20 protein-coding genes are annotated in these 22,337 nt (G+C 61.0%); 13 read left to right on the top strand and 7 right to left on the bottom strand.

Features of this window, described 5'->3' with window-relative positions:
- Positions 1 to 75: 75 nt before the first annotated feature.
- The 3 genes from DK391_RS14745 to DK391_RS14735 all read right to left on the bottom strand — a co-directional run bounded on the left by DK391_RS14745 (position 76) and on the right by DK391_RS14735 (position 3,632).
- A complete protein-coding gene (locus tag DK391_RS14745) occupies positions 76 to 1,203 on the bottom strand; it encodes a porin (protein ID WP_109478705.1) in 1,128 nt (375 codons plus the stop codon).
- A gap of 166 nt (positions 1,204 to 1,369) precedes the next feature.
- Positions 1,370 to 2,686 (bottom strand): MFS transporter, encoded by a 1,317-nt coding sequence (locus DK391_RS14740; protein ID WP_109478704.1) that lies wholly within the window; start codon positions 2,684 to 2,686, stop codon positions 1,370 to 1,372.
- Positions 2,687 to 2,915: 229 nt separating this feature from the next.
- Positions 2,916 to 3,632 (bottom strand): Crp/Fnr family transcriptional regulator, encoded by a 717-nt coding sequence (locus DK391_RS14735; RefSeq protein ID WP_109478703.1) that lies wholly within the window; start codon positions 3,630 to 3,632, stop codon positions 2,916 to 2,918.
- Positions 3,633 to 3,702: 70 nt separating this feature from the next.
- Between DK391_RS14735 and DK391_RS14730 the strand changes: the two genes are divergently transcribed.
- From DK391_RS14730 to DK391_RS14710, 5 genes are all read left to right on the top strand, one after another.
- Positions 3,703 to 4,230, top strand: coding sequence for a thiamine pyrophosphate-binding protein (locus DK391_RS14730; protein WP_109478702.1), 528 nt, complete (start codon positions 3,703 to 3,705; stop codon positions 4,228 to 4,230).
- Between the two features lie 8 nt (positions 4,231 to 4,238).
- Positions 4,239 to 4,835 carry a thiamine pyrophosphate-dependent enzyme gene (locus DK391_RS14725; protein ID WP_109478701.1) on the top strand — a complete coding sequence of 199 codons (597 nt, stop codon included), beginning with the start codon at positions 4,239 to 4,241 and terminating at the stop codon, positions 4,833 to 4,835.
- A gap of 11 nt (positions 4,836 to 4,846) precedes the next feature.
- Positions 4,847 to 6,469 carry a GMC family oxidoreductase N-terminal domain-containing protein gene (locus tag DK391_RS14720; RefSeq protein ID WP_109478700.1) on the top strand — a complete coding sequence of 541 codons (1,623 nt, stop codon included), beginning with the start codon at positions 4,847 to 4,849 and terminating at the stop codon, positions 6,467 to 6,469.
- A gap of 265 nt (positions 6,470 to 6,734) precedes the next feature.
- Complete coding sequence (locus DK391_RS14715) at positions 6,735 to 7,115, top strand: DUF1214 domain-containing protein (RefSeq protein ID WP_239482827.1); 381 nt, start codon at positions 6,735 to 6,737, stop codon at positions 7,113 to 7,115.
- On the top strand, positions 7,112 to 8,668 hold the full coding sequence (locus DK391_RS14710) for a DUF1254 domain-containing protein (RefSeq protein WP_239482826.1): 1,557 nt from the start codon (positions 7,112 to 7,114) through the stop codon (positions 8,666 to 8,668). The genes DK391_RS14715 and DK391_RS14710 overlap by 4 nt, the downstream gene beginning before the upstream one ends.
- Before the next feature lie 139 nt (positions 8,669 to 8,807).
- Here the strand turns inward: DK391_RS14710 and DK391_RS14705 are convergent, their stop codons facing one another.
- Positions 8,808 to 10,286, bottom strand: coding sequence for an FAD-dependent monooxygenase (locus tag DK391_RS14705; RefSeq protein ID WP_109478699.1), 1,479 nt, complete (start codon positions 10,284 to 10,286; stop codon positions 8,808 to 8,810).
- 179 nt (positions 10,287 to 10,465) lie between these two features.
- Between DK391_RS14705 and DK391_RS14700 the strand changes: the two genes are divergently transcribed.
- The 7 genes from DK391_RS14700 (at position 10,466) to DK391_RS14670 (ending at position 17,175) form a co-directional block, all read left to right on the top strand.
- Entirely contained in the window at positions 10,466 to 11,161 is a 696-nt protein-coding gene (locus DK391_RS14700) for a CerR family C-terminal domain-containing protein (RefSeq protein WP_239482825.1), read from the top strand.
- Between the two features lie 148 nt (positions 11,162 to 11,309).
- Positions 11,310 to 12,284, top strand: a complete 975-nt coding sequence (locus tag DK391_RS14695; protein WP_109478697.1) for a 2OG-Fe(II) oxygenase family protein — start codon at positions 11,310 to 11,312, stop codon at positions 12,282 to 12,284.
- A gap of 137 nt (positions 12,285 to 12,421) precedes the next feature.
- Entirely contained in the window at positions 12,422 to 13,867 is a 1,446-nt protein-coding gene (locus DK391_RS14690; RefSeq protein ID WP_109478696.1) for a DEAD/DEAH box helicase, read from the top strand.
- A gap of 169 nt (positions 13,868 to 14,036) precedes the next feature.
- The gene (locus tag DK391_RS14685) at positions 14,037 to 15,140 is read left to right on the top strand and encodes an FUSC family protein (protein WP_109478695.1); all 1,104 of its coding nucleotides are present in this window, start codon (positions 14,037 to 14,039) and stop codon (positions 15,138 to 15,140) included.
- A gap of 239 nt (positions 15,141 to 15,379) precedes the next feature.
- Positions 15,380 to 15,841, top strand: coding sequence for an acetylacetone-cleaving protein (locus DK391_RS14680; protein ID WP_239482824.1), 462 nt, complete (start codon positions 15,380 to 15,382; stop codon positions 15,839 to 15,841).
- Positions 15,842 to 15,927: 86 nt separating this feature from the next.
- Positions 15,928 to 16,281: a nuclear transport factor 2 family protein gene (locus tag DK391_RS14675; RefSeq protein WP_109478694.1), complete on the top strand. Its 354-nt coding sequence runs from the start codon at positions 15,928 to 15,930 to the stop codon at positions 16,279 to 16,281.
- A 96-nt stretch (positions 16,282 to 16,377) separates the two neighbouring features.
- Positions 16,378 to 17,175 carry an SDR family oxidoreductase gene (locus tag DK391_RS14670; protein ID WP_109478742.1) on the top strand — a complete coding sequence of 266 codons (798 nt, stop codon included), beginning with the start codon at positions 16,378 to 16,380 and terminating at the stop codon, positions 17,173 to 17,175.
- An 82-nt stretch (positions 17,176 to 17,257) separates the two neighbouring features.
- Here DK391_RS14670 and DK391_RS14665 read toward each other — a convergent pair whose 3' ends face one another.
- Positions 17,258 to 18,223, bottom strand: coding sequence for a helix-turn-helix domain-containing protein (locus DK391_RS14665; protein ID WP_239482823.1), 966 nt, complete (start codon positions 18,221 to 18,223; stop codon positions 17,258 to 17,260).
- A gap of 198 nt (positions 18,224 to 18,421) precedes the next feature.
- Here DK391_RS14665 and DK391_RS14660 point away from each other — a divergent pair, with 198 nt between their 5' ends.
- Positions 18,422 to 19,534: a hypothetical protein gene (locus tag DK391_RS14660; protein ID WP_239482822.1), complete on the top strand. Its 1,113-nt coding sequence runs from the start codon at positions 18,422 to 18,424 to the stop codon at positions 19,532 to 19,534.
- A gap of 13 nt (positions 19,535 to 19,547) precedes the next feature.
- Here DK391_RS14660 and DK391_RS14655 read toward each other — a convergent pair whose 3' ends face one another.
- The gene (locus DK391_RS14655) at positions 19,548 to 20,939 is read right to left on the bottom strand and encodes a tetratricopeptide repeat protein (RefSeq protein WP_109478691.1); all 1,392 of its coding nucleotides are present in this window, start codon (positions 20,937 to 20,939) and stop codon (positions 19,548 to 19,550) included.
- Positions 20,940 to 20,951: 12 nt separating this feature from the next.
- Positions 20,952 to 22,046, bottom strand: a complete 1,095-nt coding sequence (serC, locus tag DK391_RS14650; protein ID WP_109478690.1) for a 3-phosphoserine/phosphohydroxythreonine transaminase — start codon at positions 22,044 to 22,046, stop codon at positions 20,952 to 20,954.
- Positions 22,047 to 22,337: the final 291 nt, after the last annotated feature.

Here is a 22,337-nt window from a genome sequence, read left to right as displayed (position 1 = left end):
TCGGGCGCACGGCCCCTGACTGGCTGAGGCGCGAAGTCGGTATGAACTGTCGCGCCCGCACCGGCGATACACAGATCAGAAACGATGCCGCAGGCCGATCATCGCCGCCGTGGTGCCCGTGCCGGGCGCGACGGGCTGACCGTACACGAGGCTCTGGTTCATGGTTCCGCGGTTACTGACGTGGCCGACGTTGGCATAGACCATCGTGGCCTTCGAGAGGCTGTAGTCGGCGCTGAGCGAGTACGCTGTGGACTCGTTCGCGCTGTTGTTTCTGTCCTTCAGAAAATAGACCGCCGACGACATCGAGAACGCAGGGGTGAACTGGTACGCCAGGCCACCCGATATCATGTCGAGATCGACCGTGTTCGAACTGGACGGATTGCGTCCATTGGAATACGAGCCGCTCACCGAGAAGCCGGATCGCGAGTACAGCGCGCTCACGGAAACAAAGCGGTTGTTGTTCAGGCCATTTGCGATTGTGGCGGCGCCGGGGTTGGTATCGTGGCCGTTGTAGTAGATCGCAGCGACCTTCAGCCCATAGCCGTCGTAGCGAAGCACTGCGGATTCGCGCGTGTTCCCCTGCAGGCTGCCTGACACGCCGCCGGGCGCATATTCGAGTATCGCCGACAGACCGCCGAGCACCGGCGACGTATAGACGATCGCGTTGCTGTCGTACACGGCGCCAATCGCGCCGTTCGTGCTCGCACCCACCCAGCCAGCGGCCGAATTCAGCCCGATCAGACCGGTCAGGATGCTGCCGAAGTACTCGGCATGACGCACATCGGTGTCGGTCAGCGCGAGGATCATCGGCGCGTACTGGCGACCTACCTTGATCGTGCCAAAGCCGCCTGAAACACCGATTGTCGAAATCTGCGTGAAGAGCGTGGAACTCGGGGCGCTGGAGTCGCCGAGCCCGAGCTTGCCCGTGCCGCTATCGAAGGTACCTTGCAACTGGGCGATCACCTGATAGCCGCCGCCGAGATCCTCGACCGCACGCATGCCCCAGAAGCTCGCATACACGCCGCCGTCCTTGTAGCGGACGAGACTGCCGGCATTCTTCGCCTTCGTGCTGTATGAAGCGGCCGATGTGGTCTGCCACATCATGCTGCCATCGACGATACCGTACAACGTCACCGACGATTGCGCCTGCGCAATGCCCGACATGGCAACCAGACACGCCCCGACAACTGCTTTCATCTTCATGTAGTCTCCGTGTTGTTTTGAACTGCTCTTTCAGAATGGCGTGGTATGAATTCAACGATTCAGTTTGAAGTTGCATATAACATAGGCATCCGAAATAAATTCCGTAGTCACCTAGCCAAAGTGTGACTTCAGGATCAGGTGATCAACGCGCTATGGATGCAACTGTCTAGTTGCCAACGGGTGACCGGCTGTCGGCGCTCGCGCTGCCGACGCGTCCGGCGGTGGCGGCAAGGCCGAGCGAGTGCCTTGCCTTCTCTGGATCGACGAACAGCACGCCTGCCATCGCGCCGACGAGCATGATGCCGCCGCCAAGCGCGAATCCCACGTCGTATCCCGTGTTTCCCGTCATGCCTTGCACGAGGAATCCCGTGATCAGTGGTGCGAGTGCACCGGCGATAGAAGCAATCGAGTTGTCGATGGCAAGGATTGCGCCCCGCTGTGCAGCCGGAACGATTTCGGCGAGCACCGAAGGCACGAGTGCATAGATAACGGGCGCCATCCCGACAGCCACGGCGATCAGCACGATACGCGTAACATGCGTCACGTCGAATACGATTGGCGCGACGAACGCGGCACCTGCGAGCACGAGCAGGATAGACGACAGCGTGCCGCGTGCGTGGCGAGACGATACACCGTGCGCGAGCATGCGGCGCGCAAGCCACGTCGATCCCATGCTGACAGGCACGCTGAGCGCGACGATCAGCGCATACAGCCGGCCCGACTCGACGTTTCCGTAACCGAGCGCGCGTTGGAGGAACGCAGGCAGCCACGTCAACGTCAGCGCAAGCGCCCAATAGGCAACGAAGTGCAACACGAAGCAGGCAACAATAGTCGGCTCCCTGAGCAGGCGTGCATAGGAAATGCGTGGCTGCGGCAGCGCTGACGCTGCGGTAGCGGCATGCGCGTCGAGCCGGCCTTCGCGGCCCAGCAATTTCCAGATTACGACCCATATGGCCGTTGCTGCGCCCATCACCAGGAAGTTGGCGCGCCAACCCCAGTGCAGTGTGATGAGCGGCATCAGCATGCCGGCTGCCAGCAGTCCGATGGTGCTTCCCTGCGCGATCAGCGCAGCGGGCATGTCACGCCGGTTGTCGGGAAACCATTTGTAGCAGGCGTGAATGGCGACGGGAAACGCTGGGCCTTCTGCCACGCCAAGCAGGATGCGCGCGGCAATCAGAATGATCAGACTCGATGACAACGCCATCGGAACCTGCAACAGCGACCAGACGACGCCCATCGCGAGCAGCAAGCCCGTCGTCGCGACACGGTTCGCAGTGAAGCCGCCGACAATGCCAGCCACGGCAAATAGCCAGAAAAAGCTGCTGCCGATCAGACCGAACTGCGCGGGCGACAACTTCAGTTCGTCCATCATCGGCACGGCCAGCAGGCCGACGGCGATCTTGTCGGCGAAATTGACGGCCATGAACAGAAAAAGCAGTGTTGCGATGCCCCAGGCTCGCCGGGGCGGATGTGTGTTGCTCATGCTGTCTCCGGTTGAATCCGTGATACCACGCGGGCGCGGGGTGCAACCAGACGTGCGGCCCAGGCCATGCGTCTATCACGTGTGAACTCAGACTTATGGTTGTCTGTTTGCGACCGATTCTAGGGAGGCGTCAGGCGAAAATCTGTAAGAAAAAAAACAGAAGGGCGACGTGGGACGAATTGACGCGAGAGGTGAGAAAGCGCCCGTCAGGCAAAGACTGAACCGGAAATCAGTCGGCGGACGCGATCGCCTGCAATAGTTTGAGATCGGTAACGACATAGTGCGAATACGTGGTCCTGATCGCGCCGTCCTGCTCCAGCTGTTTCAGCTCGCGGTTGATCATCGGGCGCGAGCAGCCGACCATGTCGGCGAGTTCTTCCTGCGAGAGCTTCAGCGAGATCGACACGCCTTCCTTTCCCGTCTCGCCATATGGCTCGACGAGTTGCAGCAGCGCGTTCGCGCAACGCTGCCTGAGCGTCATGAACGATGTATCGGCGACATCGTTGTACAGCATGCGCGAGCGCAGACACAGCAAGCGCAGCAGCCGGTGCACAAGTTCCGGCTCCATGCGCATGACTTGCGAAAACACCGGTTTGCCGATCAGCAGCAACACCAAGTCCGTATGCGCCGCGGCATCATGAATCGCGCCCTGTTCGTCGATGAACGGGATCAGGTTCATCATCTGGCCTGGCTCCAGATAGCGCAGCACGCGCCGCTTGCCTGACTGTGCCGTCACGCTCACTTCTAGCACGCCGTCGATCACCATCGCGAGTTCGCTGATGGAATCCCCGCGACGCGACAGGACCGTTCCACGTTTGAGAACCCGGATATGTGCGCCCTCAACAATCGCCTTGCGCGATTCCGGGCTGCAGTCGCCGAACCAGGCGCACCGTTTGAGAATGGTGGCCGCGAGGGCGGAATATGAAGAGCGTTCGCGTTCTGTCATCTTATTTACAGATCGTGAGAAGACAAATTCCTAGAATGGCCGACACGCATGATCAACAAGGAGACAATCCATGTCGGCAGAACAAGGCATCGGTGCATCGGCGTTCGTGACGACGCTGGTTCGCGCGGAGGTGAGCCATTTTGTGACAGTGCCTGATTTCGTGCAACTCGCCTTGCACCAGGCCGTCGAGCAGGACCCGCACGGTCTGCAACTGGTTCGGACATGCAACGAAGACCAGGCGGTATGTGTGGCGGCTGGACTGACGATTGCGGGCAAGCGCCCGCTTGTCGTGATCCAGAACCAGGGGCTGTATGCGTGTGTCAACACGGTGCGCGCCGTCGCGCTCGACGCGCGCGTGCCCACCGTCATGCTGATCGGCCAGTTCGGCCGCGAAACCAGCAACTTCGACAAGCCTGCAACACAATCCACGCGGCGCGTCGTGTCGCTGCTCGAACCCTTGCTCGATACGCTGTGTGTGCCATCCTGGCGGCTCGAGTCGCAGGACGATCTGGCGAACGTGCAGCAGGCGTTCGAAGTCGCCATGAGCCGTCGCGGCCCCGCGGCGCTGATCGTAGGCCGCCCGATAGCGTGGCACTGAGGAGACACATGATGCGTATTGGAGAAGCTTGTCATGTCGTCGCGCAGGCGCGCGGCGACCGGGTGATCGTCGCGACGATGGGCGCCATGTTCGCGTTCGACGCATTGAACGTGACTGAACGCCGTCTGAGTTCCGTGCCATTGATGGGCGGCGCGGCGAGTCTGGGACTGGGTCTCGCGCTGGCGCGGCCCGACACGGGCGTGATCGTCGTCGATGGCGATGCGAGCCTGCTGATGCAGCTTGGCGGCCTTGTCACGGTGGCAGAAGCGAAGCCCGAGCGATACGTGCATATCGTCATCGAGAACGGCGTGCAGTTTGCGGGCGCATCCAACCTGCCGACACCGGGCGCGGGGCAAGTGGACGTGCCCGCGATGGCGCGTGCGGCGGGTTACGCAAGCGCACAACGCTTCGACAACGTGGCTGCTTTCGCGGACGCGTTGCCCGGCCTGCTGGAGACACGCGGCCCGGTGTTCATCGCGCTTGCCGTGGAGCCGGAACCGTCACGCTTCGGACCTGCCATGCCGCAACCCGAAATGCCGGATCGCCAGTTCCAGCGCATGGGCCTCGAAGCCGAACAGCTTGGCGTCTGGTACGCCACTCACTGAACGGGTGCACGATGCAAAACCAGGCTACGCAGACATTCGACTACATCGTGGTCGGCGCAGGATCGTCCGGCGCGACGCTGGCCACGCGTCTCGCCGAACGCGGCAGGCACAACGTCCTGTTACTCGAAGCGGGCGATGCGCGTGAGCGCGACTTCTGGGTGCGCACGCCGATCGGTGTGGCGAAACTCCTGCTGAACCCGAACTATGTCTGGCAGTTTTCGACCGAGCCACAGCATCAACTGGCAGGGCAACGCATCTACTGGCCGCGCGGCAAGATGCCGGGTGGTTCGAGCTCCGTCAACGGCATGATTTATGTGCGCGGCGAACCGGCCGAATTCGATCATTGGGCGCAACTCGGCAATACCGGATGGGATTTCAGATCGCTGCTGCCGTACTTCAAGCGTATGGAAGCCGCTGCGTTTGGCGATGCGGCTTTGCGCGGCAGGGACGGTCCGATTCAAGTTTCGTCGGTGGCGAAAATCCATCCGAACCGCTTGAGCGATGCGTTTGCGACAGCATGCGAAGAAGCCGGCATTCCGCGTACGGACGATTACAACGGTGCGCGCTATGAAGGCGTGAGCTATCTGCAACTGTCGGTCGGAGATGGCCGCCGTTGCAGCACTGCGATCGGCTATCTGCACGGACTTCGACAGCGCAACCTGCAGATGATCATGGGTGCATTGGTCACGCGTCTACTGTTCGATGGCAGTGGGGTAACGGGCGTCGAATATCTGCACAATGGCGAAACCCGCACGGCGCGCGCTTCGCGCGAGGTGGTACTGAGCGCTGGGCCGATCAAGTCGCCACAGATTCTCGAACTCTCGGGCATTGGCGACGCGCAGCGACTGCAGGCGCTCGGCATTCAGGTGAAACAGCATCTGCCCGGCGTCGGTGAAAACCTGATCGATCACTTGCAGTCGCGCATCACCTACGCGTGCACGCAGCCAATTACACTCAACGAGATCATGCACAGTCCGTTGCGCCAGGCATGGATGGGCATGCGCTACCTGACCACGCGCCGCGGCATCATGGCCACGCCATCGGCCAGCGTGCATGCACTGGCGCGCTCGGGACCGCAGCACACGCGGCCGAGCGTCAAGATCCAGATGCATCACATCAGCGGCGCGGATCGTTATGCCGGCAAGGGATTCGGTCTCGACCGCTTTCCGGGCTTTGGTGTGGGCTTTTTCCAGTTGAGACCGGAGTCGCGTGGACACCTGCATGTGCGTAGTCCCGACCCGCACGTCGAGCCGCTGATCGAACCGCGCTATATGAGCACTTCCTCAGATCAGCAGACGATGCTGGAGGCGCTGCAACTGGCGCGCCGCGTGATGCAGCAGCCGGGCATTGCGCCGCTCGTCGAACGCGAGACGCGGCCGGGCATCGATGTGCAGGACGAGGGAGCATTGCTGCAGTACATCCGCGAGTCAGGGCAAACTAGCTGGCATCCCATCGGCACGTGCAAGATGGGTATCGACGACATGGCCGTCGTCGATCCGCAGCTGCGTGTGCGCGGCGTGCCGGGTCTGCGTGTAGCGGATTCATCCATTATGCCGACCATGTGTTCGCCGAATACGAATGCCGCGTCGATCATGATCGGCGAAAAGGCCGCCGATTTGCTGCTGGCGCAATGACGGCGTTTGCCGGATTGCAGGTCGCCGCCGCACACGTGCCACATGCGGCATACGTGCGGCGGCGTGTCGGCAAAAACGGCGTCATGACGCAAAAATTTGTTGCTATGATGGTTTCGCAGACTGTTTTCGGGCCGAAGCTGACGAGGCAGACGTGTTATCGGTCCAATCCCATACAGCGGCTGTGCGATGGTGAGATGTCGTGGGTGTCGAGTAGTGTGTCGCAAACCGCTACCGGGCAACAACAACGCTTGCGTCGAGGGTGCCGATGGACAGACGACAGTTCCTGATAACGACAGCCGCCGCCAGTGTGCTGTCTTCATCCGGCGAAGCAATCGCCGCCGATTCTTCCCCAGCCTTGCCTGCGGGCGCATCGGCACTGACGGTGTATGACCGCGCGACGTTTTCTTTCATCTATACGGATTCCGGCCGCACAACCCTGTCGTCCTACGATCTCGACAAGATGAAAAGAAACGCCGACGGTGGCGTCACGCTTTACGTCGGCCCGAATCCGCCCGCCGGTCTGGAAGCGAACTGGATTCCAACGCGCGGCAAGCGCCCGATGCCGACTTTCCGCTACTACGGCGCGACCGATGCGTTAAATCACAAGACATTCGTTATGCCTGACTTCGAAGAGGTGAACGCATGAGTCACGATAAACAGAAGCCGGTCCTGCTCTCGAAACGCCCGCTCGTCACCATGGCCATGGCATGTCTTGCCTCATGGGCCGTGTATGCGCAGGCGCAGACTTCACCCGCGCAGACTGTCGCTGCCAGCCGCGATGCGCTTGCCAACGCGCCATTCGTGGGCGACTTCCCGACCCAGGAGTCAGCAGACCTGCTGAAAGACGAACTGTATTTCCAGCGCGCAGTGCAGGTTTATCTGTGGGCGCTTCCTGCCGTCAACATGTATGCGATGAAGGAAGGATCGGAAAAGACCTATGGCGCGGGCTATAACGTGCTGCCCGTCTGGAAAGAGCGGCTGAACGCGAAGACCAAGGTGACCACGCCGAATTCCGACTGCCTGTACGCAATGAGTTACGTCAACATCGCAAAGGATGGTCCGATCGTCGTGGAAGTGCCGCCAAAGAACCAGGGCATTCTCGACGACTTCTTCCAGCGTCCGCTCACGGGACCGACGCTGAACGGCAAGACCTGGATGGGCGATTTCGGTTTTGTCGGCCCTGACGCGGGCAAAGGCGGCAAGTATCTGATCGTGCCATGGAACTACAAGGGGCCGGCTCCGAAGGGCTATTACATGTATCGCTCGCGCACCGACAATGTGTTCGTGTTCTTCAGGGCATTCTTCAGCGATCCAAAGAACCTGGTGCCCGCGAATCAACTGGTGGCAGGCGCGCGAATCTATCCATACGGCAAGCGCGATACGGCGCGCCCGATGAGTTTCCCGGATGGTTCGTCCAATCCTGCGTTCATGCTCTTCCCGCAGGACGGTGCCTACTTCGACATGCTGGCGCGTTTCGTCAACGACGAAACCGTCGCTCCCACCGATATGGACTGGCGCGGCATGATGGCCGCCATCGGTATCGAGAAAGGCAAGCCGTTCCAGCCGACCGCGCATCAGCGCGAATTGCTGGACAAGGCCGCGAAAACCGCGTTCCGGATGAGTAAGGTCGAAATCTGGAACGAGTTGCTCAACCAGCCGGGCGGCAAATACTATCCCGATCGACAGTGGGAGAACGTCTTCGCGGGCCAGAATCCGATGTTCCAGTCGAGCGGCACGTTCACCAATCTGGTTCAACGCGATGCGTACTTCACCTCGGCGTACGCGGCGAGCCCGGGTATGGTGGTGGATGTGGTCGAGAAGGGCGCCAAGTATCCTTCCGCCTGGCGTGACTCGGACGGGCAGGTCCTCGAGGGTGGCAAGACGTATCAGTTGCATCTGCCGCCCAATATTCCGGCCGCAAACTTCTGGTCGGTGACGGTGTACGACACGATCACGGCATCGGGCCTGGAGAATGGCCAGGCGTTGCCTTCGTTGAACTCGATGGACAAGCCGGTTCAGAACTCGGACGGCTCGTACGATCTCTATTTCGGTCCCGCTGCGCCCGCCGGCAAGGAAGCGAATTGGGTACGTACGGTGCCTGAAAAAGGGTACTTCGTGATTCTGCGGCTCTACAGTCCGAAGCAGGCGTTCTTCGATAAAACGTGGAAGCCTGATGATCTCAAACGGATTGCGCAGTAGAAGTATTGCGAAGCCGCAACGAAACGATACTGGCCTTGCGTGCGAGCCTTCGTGAGCCATTCACGGGAAACCTGCACGCGGGGCTGCGATCTGCCAGACCCGCGCGGGTCTTCGCGTGCGCATGACGGTCGCGCTTCGACTACACCATCAACCGCGCCAGACTCTTCTCGATCGCCGAGAGATCGTCATGTCGCGCGACAGCCGCAACGTAGCCATCGGGCCGGACCAGCCACACGCCGTTGGGATCGGGCGGCGTGCGAAGCTCCGCTTCGAGTACGTTCGCATACCGGCCGATCAACTCAGCCGCAGCGGAGCCGGAACCCAGCAGCGCGTAGCGCGCTTCACTGCCCGCGCCGAACGGCCGGTCTCCCAGCACGCGCTGGCCGGGTTCCGGACCGTTCAGACCGGACGCAGAGCCGGCATTGAGTGGACTCTCGGGATACCCAATCGTCATTTCTGTCATCGTGTCCGCGACGCGGTTCTGGACGGGCGCGAGACCAAGCATCAGATGCCCCATGACATCTCGTACCGTGCGCGCAACGGGGTTTCTCGTGGTGCCCACCAGCGTCAGGCGCTCCGCGTTCTTGAGAACCTGCTCGCCGACATCGCTGCGCTCCGGACTGAAGCTGTCGATCAAGGCTTCCGTCGCGCGACCCTGCGCGACCAGCGCGAGTTTCCACGCGAGATTGAAGGCGTCCTGCATGCCGGTGTTCATGCCCTGGCCGCCTGCCGGGCTGTGAACGTGCGCGGCATCGCCGCAAAGAAACGCACGTCCCCAGCGATAGCGCGTGACCTTGCGGCCATTGATGCGGAAGCCCGCCAGCCAGATCGGGTCGAAGGCTGTCATGCCTTGCGGGCCGCGCCGGTCGATCAGGGTCTGCACCTGTTCCAACGTGGGTGTCGGCGGATGCGCTTCACCGGATGGCGGCAAGTCGGCGAGAAGTCGATAGCGTCCCGGCGAGATCGGGAAGACGACAAAGGCGCCGTCTTCATGCCAGTAAACCGTGGCTTCCGTATCGGGCACGGGATAGCCGCGCATATGGACGTCCGCGAGAATCCAGTCGCTGTCCATGGTGCTGCCGTCGAATGTTGCGCCAACCGTGTGGCGCACGAGACTGTGCGCGCCGTCGCAACCGACCAGCCAATCGGCTGATTCGTTTTCCTCGCGTCCGTCCGGCAGACGCAACACGACATCCGCGCCATCGTCGCGCAACGCAATGCTGACGGCTTCCGTACTTCTTTGCACCGTCACACCGAGCGACGCCAGCCGTTCTTCCAGCAATCGCTCTGTATCGGCCTGTGGAAGCATCAGCGCATACGGATAAGGCGTGGCGACCGATTCCATCGTGACGCGTCCGATCAACCTGTCGCCGGACAGGAAGCTGAACGCATGCGCCTTGAAACCCGCCTCGATGAACGCAGCCGAGCCGCCCGGCTGCCGGTCGAGAAGCTCGAGCGTGCGGCTCCATACGACGAGTGCCTTCGACTTGTCGGTCCGTTCGGCCGCCTTGTCGATGATGCGCACAGGGATGCCGAATCGCGTGAGCTCGATGGCCAGCGTCAACCCGACCGGGCCTGCGCCAATGATCAGCACTTTCTTCAGGGAATTTCGGATCATGGAAAGCTCCGTGGTAATGGATCCATCCTGCTGCCGTCAGGCTGACGGGCGCGCAAGTCCCGCGCCCGCAACGCAAAAGGGCGCGAGCAGGTCGTCGCTACCGCTGCGATGGAGTAGAATCGATGATATGTGAATTTAAATTCAAATTCAATCTAATCCTGAGCACCGAGATTTCCATCATGCCGACGAACCCGAAGAATGCTTCCGCGAGCGCATCCAGGCGCGCCTCACGATCCGATGGCGCGGCGACGCGCCAGCATCTGCTCGACGTGGCCGGGCAGGTATTCGCCGAACGAGGCTTCGCGGACGCCACCAGCAAGGAAATAGCCGAGCGGGCAGGCACGCCGATGGCGTCGGTCAATTACCACTTCGGCAGCAGGGAGGCGCTATACGAGGCGGCGCTTGTCGAGGCGCATCAGCAGATCGTAGGGCTCGAGCAACTGACCTCGGTGGCCGAAGCCGCTGGCGATCCGCAAGCCAGGCTGCGCGCGGTGCTAGGGCAACTCGTCGAGCTGGCGACGAATGGCAAACGACATTGGGGCTTCATGCTGATGTTGCGTGAAGTGCTGTCGCCGTCACCGGCTATTCCCGCGCTCGTGACGAAAGCAGTGCGGCCAAAAGCCGCTTTCATGTTGAGCCTGGTCGCCGACGCCATGGGCCTCAAGCCGACCGATGCCGGCGTGCAGCGCGCGGTGATGTTTATCGTCTTGCCGTGCATCGCGATGATGATTGCGCCGAAGCAGATACAGACGGCCGTGTTGCCCGCAGCGGGAAAAGACAGCGTTGGGTTGGCCGGGGATTACGTAGGTTTCGCGATGGCAGGCCTCGAAGCGCTTGCCGCTGCGCATGGCGCCAAAAAGGCCCGCGCCAGCTAGATGCGGTCAGCCGATGCAGCGTCGCCCACCGTAATGGAAACCTAATTGTCAGCGTTTAGATTCGACTGGAAACATCAGATGACGTCCGCGTGCTCAAAGCGTGCGGTCCGCCGTTGGTGGCAGTAATCTCATTTCCAGGTGAAAGATCGTGAATATCCCGGTTGTCGACGTGAGTCCGCTCTTGAGCGAAGAACCCCGAGCATGGCAGAGAGTCGCGCAACAGTTGCAGGATGCGCACGAGAACGTTGGATTTTCCGTGCTCGTGAATCACGGCGTTGCTGCGGAAATCATTCGCGATCTGTTCGACGCGTCGAAGCGATTTCACCAGCTTTCTCTTGCCGAGAAAATGGCGATTCGATACGGCATGCATCTAAGAGGCTATCTGCCGCTGAGCACATCCGTGCTGATCGCGTCGACGCTTGGATCGGCGCGGCGACCTAACCACAGCGATTCATTTGTTGTGCTGGACGAACTTGACGCGTCACTGCGCGCCACATGGTCGAATTCGGCGATGGGCGGCACGCAAACGTGGCCCGCCGTGGATGGCTTTGAACAGGCTGCGCGACGCTACCGGCACGCGATGGTCGATCTCGGGCAGAAGCTCGTGCCATGCTTCGCCAGCATGATGGGGCTGCCACGCGAAGCACTCGCCGAGTACTTCGTGCGGCCGAATCCAATCTTGCGCCTGCTTCACTATCCGGCACTGCCCAATCCCGAACCCAATCTGTTCGGATCCGCACCGCACACGGACTACGGATGCCTGACCTTCGTCGCGCAAGACGATGTCGGCGGTTTGCAGGTTCAGTCCCCGGATGGAACGTGGTCCGATGTTCCTGCTATTGAGGGCTCGCTCGTTTTGAACACGGGACAGGTCATGGCCGGATGGAGCGACGGAAAGATCAAGGCGACGCCGCATCGGGTTCTGAATCATCGGGAAAGAGACCGTTACTCGATTGCATTCTTTTTCGACTGCGGCCTGGAAACGCCGCTGGACATTGCCGTGCCGCGTCCATCGCATGCCGGCGAGACGTACGGCCAACACCTCGAACAGATATTGCGTACCAACTATGCGTTCGAATCGCGCGAAGCGGCCGCCGGGTTTTCGATGGGAGCGACGCAATAGGGCAAGGCATCGCCGGTATACGGAAGTGAGGGCGCTTGCCATGCGAGTCGCGAGAAGCTCACGCAACGGTCATCGCCCTGTGCGATGCAACCGGCGCCGCAACCGCTAGAATTGCGGTTTTAGCCCGGAATACGCTCATGTCTTTTGCCTCGCTCGGCCTGATTGACCCCTTGCTGCGCAATCTGCAGCACCTCAATTACCAGGCGCCTACGCCGGTGCAGGCCAAGGCGATTCCTGCTGTGCTCAGTGGCAAGGACGTCATGGCGGCAGCGCAGACGGGCACGGGCAAAACGGCAGGTTTTGCGCTGCCGCTGCTGCAGCGGCTGGTGCAGCACGGCCCGGCGGTGTCGAGCAACCGTGCGCGTGTGCTGGTGCTGGTGCCGACGCGAGAACTGGCCGAGCAGGTGCTGCAAAGCTTCGTCGCTTACGGCGAGGGCCTTGATCTGCGGTTTCTGGCTGCCTACGGTGGTGTGAGCATCAACCCGCAGATGATGAAGCTGCGCAAAGGCGTGGACGTACTGGTTGCCACGCCTGGCCGATTGCTGGATCTCAATCGACAGAACGCCGTGCAGTTCGATCAGGTGCAAACGCTCGTGCTGGACGAGGCCGACCGCATGCTGGATCTGGGCTTTGCGCGCGAGCTCAACGCCGTCTTTGCTGCGTTGCCCGTTCAGCGCCAGACCCTGCTGTTCTCCGCCACGTTCACTGACGATATCCGTGCGATGGCGGCAAGCATTCTGCGCAGCCCGGTGAATATCAGCGTCAGCCCGCCCAACACCACGGCCAGCAAGATCAGGCAATGGGTGGTGCCCGTCGATAAACGCAACAAGCCCGATCTTTTCATGCATCTGGTCGCGGAGAACAACTGGCAGCACGCGCTGGTGTTCGTCAAAACCCGCAACGGCGTCGATTACCTGGCGGCCATGCTGGATGAAGCGGGCTACGCGGTCGACACTATCCACGGCGACAAGCCGCAACCTGCCCGGCTGCGTGCGCTGGAGCGTTTCAAGGCGCGCGAAGTCAGTATGCTGGTCGCCACCGATGTTGCCGCACGCGGGCTGGACATCGACGATCTGCCGCTGGTGATCAACGTCGATCTGCCCATCGTGGCGCAAGATTATGTGCATCGTATCGGCCGAACTGGCCGCGCGGGCGCAAGCGGCGTGGCAGTGTCGCTCGTATGTGCCGATGAGGCGCCCCAACTGGCCGCGATCGAAGCGCTGATCGGGCAAACGCTGTCCCGTGAAGAAGAGCCGGGTTTCGAGCCCGATCATCGCGTGCCGGAAACCAGCGCGACGGGTCAACTCATCAAGAAACCCAAAAAGCCGAAGAAACCCAAGGTGCCGCAAGCTGCATCAGGCGCGATGCCGGTGCCCGCTAACAAGCCGCGCCAGCAGAACGGTGAAAACAAACGCAAGCCCGCCGTGCAGGGTGCCGCAGTCGCGGATAGCGACAGCCGCTATTTGAAAGGCAGCCCGTTCAGCGTGCAAAAGCCACGCGCCAAACCGGCCGCCAAGCCGGCGGCGGGTTCGCGCAAGCCGGCCGACAAACCGGCTGGTGGGCGCGGCAAGCGCCAACCCTGATCCGTGGCAATGAGTCACGCCAGCTTTCCCGCGTGAGAAAGCGTTTCACGGTAATTTCGAGCTAAGTCAGCCGCGTCACCATCTGGACGAACGGAGAAGCTGGCCACAGGTCACGGCCCTTTCACTCCGTAGCAACGTTCGACTTTGCATCGGGACAGGGGAGTGTGGCGTGCGTGAAGCTATCGGGAGAATTGCGGCCTGGATCGAACGTGTCGATCCAGGCGCGCACCGGCGTGTAAAGGGACTCCGGATCGGCACGGCCTACGGCGGCGCGATCGCGCTCGGCAGTGTGCACGACGTGATGGCGCTCGATCCCATTCACGCGTCGCTCGCGATACTCGCAGGTGGCTTTGCGTTGTGGGCAAGCGTGTTCGAAGCACGCGGCACACGCTATGAATCGACGCGCGATCTCGTGCTCCTGTGCGCCGCAGCTGCGGCGGGCGCATGGTTCTTTGCCGTACTAGCGCCTCTTCTGGATCTGCCACTGCTGCAGCAATACGGATTGAGTGGCGGCGAATGGATTCTGCTGCCGAGCGTGTTTCTTGCCTGCTACCTGCGTCGATATGGCGTGCTCGGCATGGGCGTGGGCCTGCAACTCTATATTGGCGGTCTGCTTGCCTATGGCACCGGACTCAAGCCTGTCGACACACCCGAGATCGGTATCGCATTGCTGATCGCGATTGTCGCTTCCGTCGTACCTCGTCTTCTGAGCGGTCCTGGCGAAAAGCCGACACCGTCTCCGCCGCCAGTGCATTCCGCCTACCGGGATTCGCGCTTCTCAGCCGAATGCATCATGGGACTGCAGGCGACGGCCACGGCGGTGATCATCATCGTATTGAACAGCGCGTTCGGGCTGGTCGAGCCGGTGTGGGCGATTACAGCCGGCGTGTGCGGTACGACGGTCACGGCGGCGGGCACGGTCGCGCGCATGAAGCAACGGATTATCGGCACGCTCATCGGCGTGCCGCTCGGGCTGGCGTGCCTGCCCCTTGCCGCGCACGCGCCTCTTATCGTATGCGCTGTGGTCGCGCTCGCACTGATCGTGTATGTGATGGCACTGCCTGATCGTTACGACATCGCGTGCGGCGCATTCTCGATCATCCTGATGATCACGCTTGCCGTCTCAGGGGAGCATTCGGTTCCCGTGCTTGTCGCCCGCGCGTGGGAGACGCTGCTCGGCGGTGCAATCGCGATGCTCATCGCCGTGTATGTGATTCCATTGCGTCCGGTGCAGGCGACACACGATGGCGTGATTGGACGTGTCGATCGCTAGTCCGCGCGCTAAAGCATACGTCGCGAATGCGCGGCTCCGCCCCGAAGATGTGGGCCGAACGCGTCTTTTCTTGTGCACTGCACATTGCGGCAGTGCGGGATAACGATTCCGTCTGATTGCGCTCGCGGTCAAGTGGCCATGCACCCGCATGCAACCGGAACAGGCACCCCCCGCCTATTCTTGAACCAGACCGACACCCCACTCGGGCGCCCAGCCCGGACAACGCAAGGAGACAAACCATGCAAATGGCAACTGGCACAGCGCTGAAGGTCAAGCCGCATGTGGCGGAAGAGGCTGTGCAACTCGACGATATTCCCTGGAAGCCGTTTCCCGATGCGCTATCCATCGGCGGGATACGCTGGAAGTTCCTGCACGCGTCGCCCGAGATGGGCGCGTGGACGGCGATCTTCGATTGTCCGGCCGGTTCGTCGTTCAACGCGCATTTTCATGTCGGGCCCGGCGAGTATCTGCTGACCAAGGGGCGCATGGACGTTCGCGGCGGCGCAGAAGCGGGCGGCGATACTGTTGTGGCGCCAGCGTATGGCTATGAATCGGCGAATGCACGCCACGACAAGACTTACTTCCCCGTCGACTCGCAGTTCTATATGACGTTTCTCGGTCCGCTCGAGTTCATCAAGGAGGACGGCACACCCATCGTCGTCGTCACGTGGGATGAAGCCCAGCGCGCTTATATCAGCTGAAGCGTTTCGGCATCCCGGCATCCCCGCATGACCCAGGCCGCTGGCGATCCCGTCGCGGCCTCGCCTTCAAACAGTGGAGTCAAGACATGACAGCAAGCACTGCGCAGGCCGACGCAACGACCGAGGTGTTCGATCATCACCTGAGTGCGTTCGCGAAAGGTATCGATGAACTGATGAAGGACTACGACGATGGCTCCGTGATCGTGACGCCTGAAAAGTCGCATCGCGGCGTCGCTGAAATTCGGGCCTTTTTTCAGGCATTTCTCGATGGCGCCGAGCCGGCGTTCTGGGAAGCGTTCAAGGTCACCAGCAAGAGCACGGAAGGCGAAATCGCCTATCTCGCGTGGGAAGCGAAACCGTTCGTCCCGTTGGCAACCGATACGCTGTTCGTCAAGAACGGAAAGATTGCCGTGCAGACGTTTACAGCGTTCCCTGCATGAGATGTCGTAGCGCCATTCGAGCAGCGCGTCATCTTGACGGACCACTAACAGCAGATACCACTGGCTCGCTCTATGTACATACAGGAGAGAATGCAGATGAACAGGCTGAGAGGAAAAGTCGCCATCGTTACCGGCGCAAGCTCTGGTTTTGGACGCGGTATTGCCGTGTCATATGCGGCGGAAGGTGCGAAGGTCATTGTCAGCGACATTCACGAAGAACCGAACGCGGGCGGCTTCGAAGGCGATGCGAAGCTCACCACCGTCGGCGCCATCCGGGAAGCGGGAGGCGAAGCCACCTACGTGTCCTGCAACGTGACGAATCATGCCGAAGTCGCGAATATGGTTCAGGAAGCAGTGCGCGTGTATGGCGGACTCGATGTCATCGTCAATAACGCGGGCATCTATCGCGCGGGCAAACTCGCTCACGAATTTGGCGTGGAGGATCTCGACGCCTGCTTCGATGTGAATGTGCGCGGCACGTGGTTCGGTTGCCAGGAAGCCATCAAGGTCTTTCTGAAGCAGGGGCGCGGCGGCAATATCGTCAATATCGTTTCGACGGCGGGTCTTCAGGGTCATCCCAAACAATCGGTGTACAACATCTCGAAGGGCGCCGCTGCGAACCTGACGCGCTGTCTCGCCATCGAGTATGGTCGCGACAGGATTCGGGTGAACGGTATCTGTCCGACTTACGCAAAGACCTCGCTCACGCGCGCACTCTTCGACGACAAGGATTTCGACAAGGCCTTCACCGATGTGATCCCGCTGAAACGTTGGGGAGAAGTCGAAGACATTGCAAATCTTGCCGTGTTTCTCGCGTCGGACGAGTCGAGCTACATACACGGCGATCTGGTGCGGATCGATGGTGGCGAAACGCTTTGCCGCTTCTCGGTCTGAACGGTGGTTCACATCGGCCGGGCTAACGCCTGGCCAAAACCGGCGCGCGCGCGCTCTGTATCGCTGCGTATCTGGCGATCATTTATGACGCGGTGGCCGCGCGCCGCGCGTCGCTCGGTGACTGGCCGAATTTCTCCTTGAACACGCGGCAGAAATGGCTGGTCGAATTGAATCCCCACCGATACGCAATCTCGCTGAGCTGAAAGCGATGCCACGGCGGGTCGGAGAGTGCGTTCATGCACGCCGTTAGCCGGCTATGCATCACGTAGCCCGATACGGTCATGTCGCGCCGCTGGAACAGCATGTGAAGATAGCGCAACGAGATGCCGTTCGCCTCGGCGATACGCGCCGGCGTCAGATCATCTTCGTGCATGTGCTGGAGGATGTAGTCCTGCACCTTGAGCAGCATCGCGGCGCTTGCATCGAATGTGGCGTTCTGCTGCTGTCCCGACAGGGCGATGCCCAATAATTCCAGCGTCGACCGGCTCACCGAACCCTGCACGCTGCTGTCGAGCGTAGCGATCTCATTCGATAGGGCCAGCAGATGCACGGCAAGCAGCGAGCCGACACCGGACCGGCTTTCGATACGCCCGCCGCAGGGCGGTCGCTTGCGTTCCGGAAGGCGTTCGCGCATGAGCGCCCAGGGGATCATTAGCGTGACCTTGTGCAGGCGCTCCATCACTTCGAATTGCACCACTTGATCTGTGGTCCAGACGACGAGATCGCCAGAGGCCACTTCCACGCCGCTGTCGCCGATGACGAACCGCTCGCGGCCGCCTGTCGTGAGCTGGACACCGATGTAAAGCTCGTCGTCGCGATGGACCTGCTTGCGGGTCCGTTCGCCGACGCAGGGGTCGCAGATCGTCTCGACAAGCTCTGTCCCTGCAAAGTCGTGCCGGCTCAGCGTCGCGTAGAAGGTGGCGGGGAGCCGCTGCGGCACCTGCCATTCCCGATAGCTGCCGCTGAGCACTTCCTGCCAGGCGTCGGTCCGGTCGGCCATCGCGACTTCGGTGGATGACCAACGGGTGCCGGTTGATTGATTGGGCACAGCGCGTCTCCTTCACGTCGCCCGTTTGCTCATCGCGCGGGCGTTTCTATCGCATGGTCAAATCTACCCTGCATACTTCGGGATAGTCAGTAGGACCATCCCTGAACGGCAAAATTCCGCGAAGCGTTCGCGTCATGATTCAGCTGGCCGTGAACCGCTTTGTTTCATCTTGTCGACGCAATGCGATCATTGTGTCGCTTGAAGATCCGAGGATGCCAGACACGACCGCCGATTTCGTCCGATCTTAATCGACTTCTTCTTCGCGAACGCCTAGCATTAAAGCTGCCGACTCGCGAGGAGATAGCCATGTTGTGTGTCGTCTGCGCAAAAGAAGTCCCTGTCAGCAAGGACCAGAACCCGTGGTGTTCGGAACCGTGCCGCGAGAAGTGGCAACGTCGTCAGCCTTTCCTCTTCACAGACATGAAGCCTAAGAATCGCGACCTGCGCAAAGAGACGGCCATCCCGCAGCCTGCGAACACGGGAGAAAATCTGCTGGCCGCCGTCATGCAGAACAACACATTCGACGACGACACACTCGCCAGGCTGCGTGGTGTGACCACGCGCACGCGACCCCTTGCTATCGAAAAAGAGGTGGGATCGGGCTTTCACAAGCCGGCTACCCACTACCAGCAGAGAAACAGCGTCGTCGAAACCACAGCGATCAGCGCAGACCGCATGCTTGAAATTGCGATCATGGCGTACAACACGGCAATCCTGCTGCGCCAGGCAAACAAGCCGGTGATCCTGTATCGGATCGCGGGCAAACGCACGCTAAGCGAACAGGAGCAGAAGCAGACGCTGTCGAGTTCGGTGCGCGCGAAAGTCGATGTCGCTGGCCCGGAGCGCAAGGAAGTGTGGCCGATCGAGAAGACCGCCGCCTGGATTCAGGGCGCCATGCGAGCGCGGGTGAGCTTTGTGTTGCTTAATGATCCGCGCGAGAATCTGGTTGGCGGTGTCGACAAGAAATCCGATGCTATTTATGTGCGTGAGATATTCCAGATTCTTTCGACGCACTATGTCATCGCCAAGGCGACCGATGACATCACGCCCAATGCGCAGCTTACCTGCAAAAAGGGCAAGGTCCTGCCGTTCGTGCTCAACCCGCCTGCAAAGACGATCGGCCCACTGCCGCTGATTCCGCGCATGAACCAGATGATCGACTGGAGTCACTCTTGGGACGGTTCGAAGTCGTCGCTGACCATTGGCGATTCTGCTGACTTGATCCGCGACCAACTGACTGAGCGATTCAATGCGGCGGGAATCTCGCTTGGTATTCCGGCGTATCCAGCGGCCGACTGGAAACGTGACTAGATTGGACAGCAGGTTAAAGGGTGCGTGTGGCGGACGCCTCGCCACTCGCTATGCCGCCGCCAGCAGACATCCTTCCAATCTGCATCTGCTCGAACGCATCGACGATACGCTGCACGAACGCGTTTTTGTGAGCCAGCACGCCATCAGCGGATTCCTTATGCACGAGCATGGTGGCGTTCGCTTCGAACACGAGCACGCGGCCATCCGGCAGCAAGGTGAAATCGATTCCGCCGTAGTCGAGTCCCAGACGTTGCCCGATCGCGACGATCGCATTCATTGCACGTTCGCCCAGTGCGCTGCGCGCATCTTCAAGAAAGCGCTTTTCTTCTTCGAGCTTCCACGGCCATGCGGGCATGTCTGCGCTCACGTAGTGCACCAGCCAGTGCGACGAGATCGCGAGGTGATACGCGAACGGCTCGCGATCGACGAATACGATCCGATACTTGCGATAGTACCCGTCAGCGCTGCGAAAATCCCGGTACTGCGTGACATAACACGGTGCGTCGAGTTGCTGGATGGATGCGAGTAAGGACTCGGGTTCCGTGTGCAAGATGAGACCTTCGCCGCCGTGCGTGGCGAGCGGTCGCATCAGCACGGGGAACGTCATGCCTTGCGCGGCGAGCAGCGCCATTAACTCGGCGGTGTCGCGTGGCGCAACTTCAAGACGCATGCACGGCGGCACGACGATATCGTCGAGTGCGCCGAGCAGTTGCGCCATGCGATGCCGCGGCGTGCTCGCAATGCTTTCCGGCGCATTCAAAACCGGACGGCCACACCGTTGCGTCAGTTGCGCGATACGCGACATCATCGGCAACGCGACATCCGGTTCGCCGATCGCGTTGAAGACGAGGTCATAGGGCGGCAGCTGCGCATCTTCTTCGACAGACGCGTAATCGATCGCGTACTTGACGAGTGTGGCCCTGTTCGACGAGAGCAGCGTGTCGTACGGAATGTTGCCTGGCGCTGTGCCGGAGCACAGAATCAGCAACGTGCGTTGCGGTTTCGGCACAGGCTCGATGAAGACGCGCTGAAGGCTGTAGGCACGCGAGCGATAAACGCGGGCTTCGTCGGTACGCCCCAACTGCTCCAGCGTGGCTGCGAGATTCTGATGCGCAATCGCCAGATCGGGATACACGTTCAACGCGTGCCGATACCACCGGCACGCCTCTTCGTAGCGGCCAATCATGTAAAACACAGTCGCGACGTTGTAGAGCGGCAGCGCTTCGAGCGCGGGGTCTCTCGATGCCCCGACAATTTCATCGAAGGTCGCCACGGCAATGCGATGCGCCATCATCGCCGTCTCGTCGCCCGCTACGCCCATTGCATCGGCCAGTTCGGCATGCAGCGCGCGATTGAGCGGATCGGCCTCGATTGCCTGTGTCAGTGAGTGTGCAAGCGTGTCCATCGTCGACGCTCCTCAAACGCGCTCTAGCGAGAACGCTCGCAATGCTTCACAGAGCGAATCGACGGCTTCGGGCGTGACCGCGTTGTACAACGACGCACGCAAACCGCCGATCGAACGATGACCTTCAAGACCGACGATCCCGCGTTCACGCGCCGATTCGATGAACGCATCGTCGAGACGTGCGTCGCCGAAGCTGAAGGCAACGTTCATCTGCGAACGCCACTGTTGCCGGGCGTGGATATGAATCGCGCCGCCGAGTTCGTCGAGCGTGGCGTAGAGTTGGCGCGCTTTCTGTTCGTTGATCCGTTGCATCGCAGCGAGGCCGCCGATGTCGGCGCGCATCCAGCGCGTGACGAGCGCAAGCACGTAGATCGCGAACACGGGTGGTGTGTTGTAGTTCGAGCCGTGCGTGACATGTGTGCGGAAATCGAGAATGGCAGGCAGGCCATCGGGAATGCGTTCGAGCAGATCGCGGCGGATGACGGCAACGGTAACGCCCGCTGGACCAAGGTTCTTTTGTGCGTGCGCGTAGAGCATTGCGTAGGGCGTCGTGTCGAGCGGCTTCGACAGGAAGTCCGACGACATGTCGGCAATGAGCGGAACGGGAAGCGCGCGGTCGATCGCCGGAAATTGACGCCCTTCGACGGTTTCGTTCGACACGTAATGCAGATACGCAGCATCACGCGCAATGTCGAGACTGTCGAGCGCAGGCAGTTGCCGGTAGCCGCCTGACTTGCCGTCCCACGCGATCTTTCGTGCGGCGACAACTTTTGCGGCTTCACTCGTCGCACGATTGCTCCAGTACCCCGAGGTGATGTACTCGGGCGGCGCCACGCCCGCTGCGGCAAAGTTCATCGGAATCATTGCGAACTGCAGGCTGCTGCCGCCTTGCAGGAACGTCACGGCGTAGTCGCTGGAAAGGCCAAGCAGATGACGCAGGTTCTGTTCGGCTTCGTCGAGGATCGATTGAAACCACGCTGAACGGTGGCTCATGCCGAGCACGGACAAACCGGTTTCCGGTAGCGCGACGATGGCATCGCGGGTTTGGGCGAGGACGGAGTCGGGCAGGGCGCCGGGGCCGCCCGAGAAATTCAGCGCGTTGGGCATCGAATGAAGTCGAAAGGTGTGAGTAATGCGCCGGAAACCAGGGCGATGTGCACGCAAGGCGCGGCACGGGATGTACTCACGCTAGCAGCGGGATCTCCGCGTCAAACGGGAGAAGAAGGGATTGAAGAGCCGCTATTTCGGTGTCGATCGAGGTTTTTTGCGTCGCGACGCATCGCCGCATTCACGATGATGAAATCGTCCTTTCTATAGGGTTCTTATCGATTTCTTTTAGGTTTCTAAATGAGGTGTGGGCGTAATGAAAGTGTTGGCAGAAGGTTTCGCATCTGGCGT

This window comes from Paraburkholderia sp. C35, assembly GCF_003121405.1.
Taxonomy (GTDB): Bacteria; Pseudomonadota; Gammaproteobacteria; order Burkholderiales; family Burkholderiaceae; genus Paraburkholderia.
The sequence above is the reverse complement of the archived record's forward strand: the minus strand, read 5'-3'. Positions and strand labels throughout refer to the sequence as shown.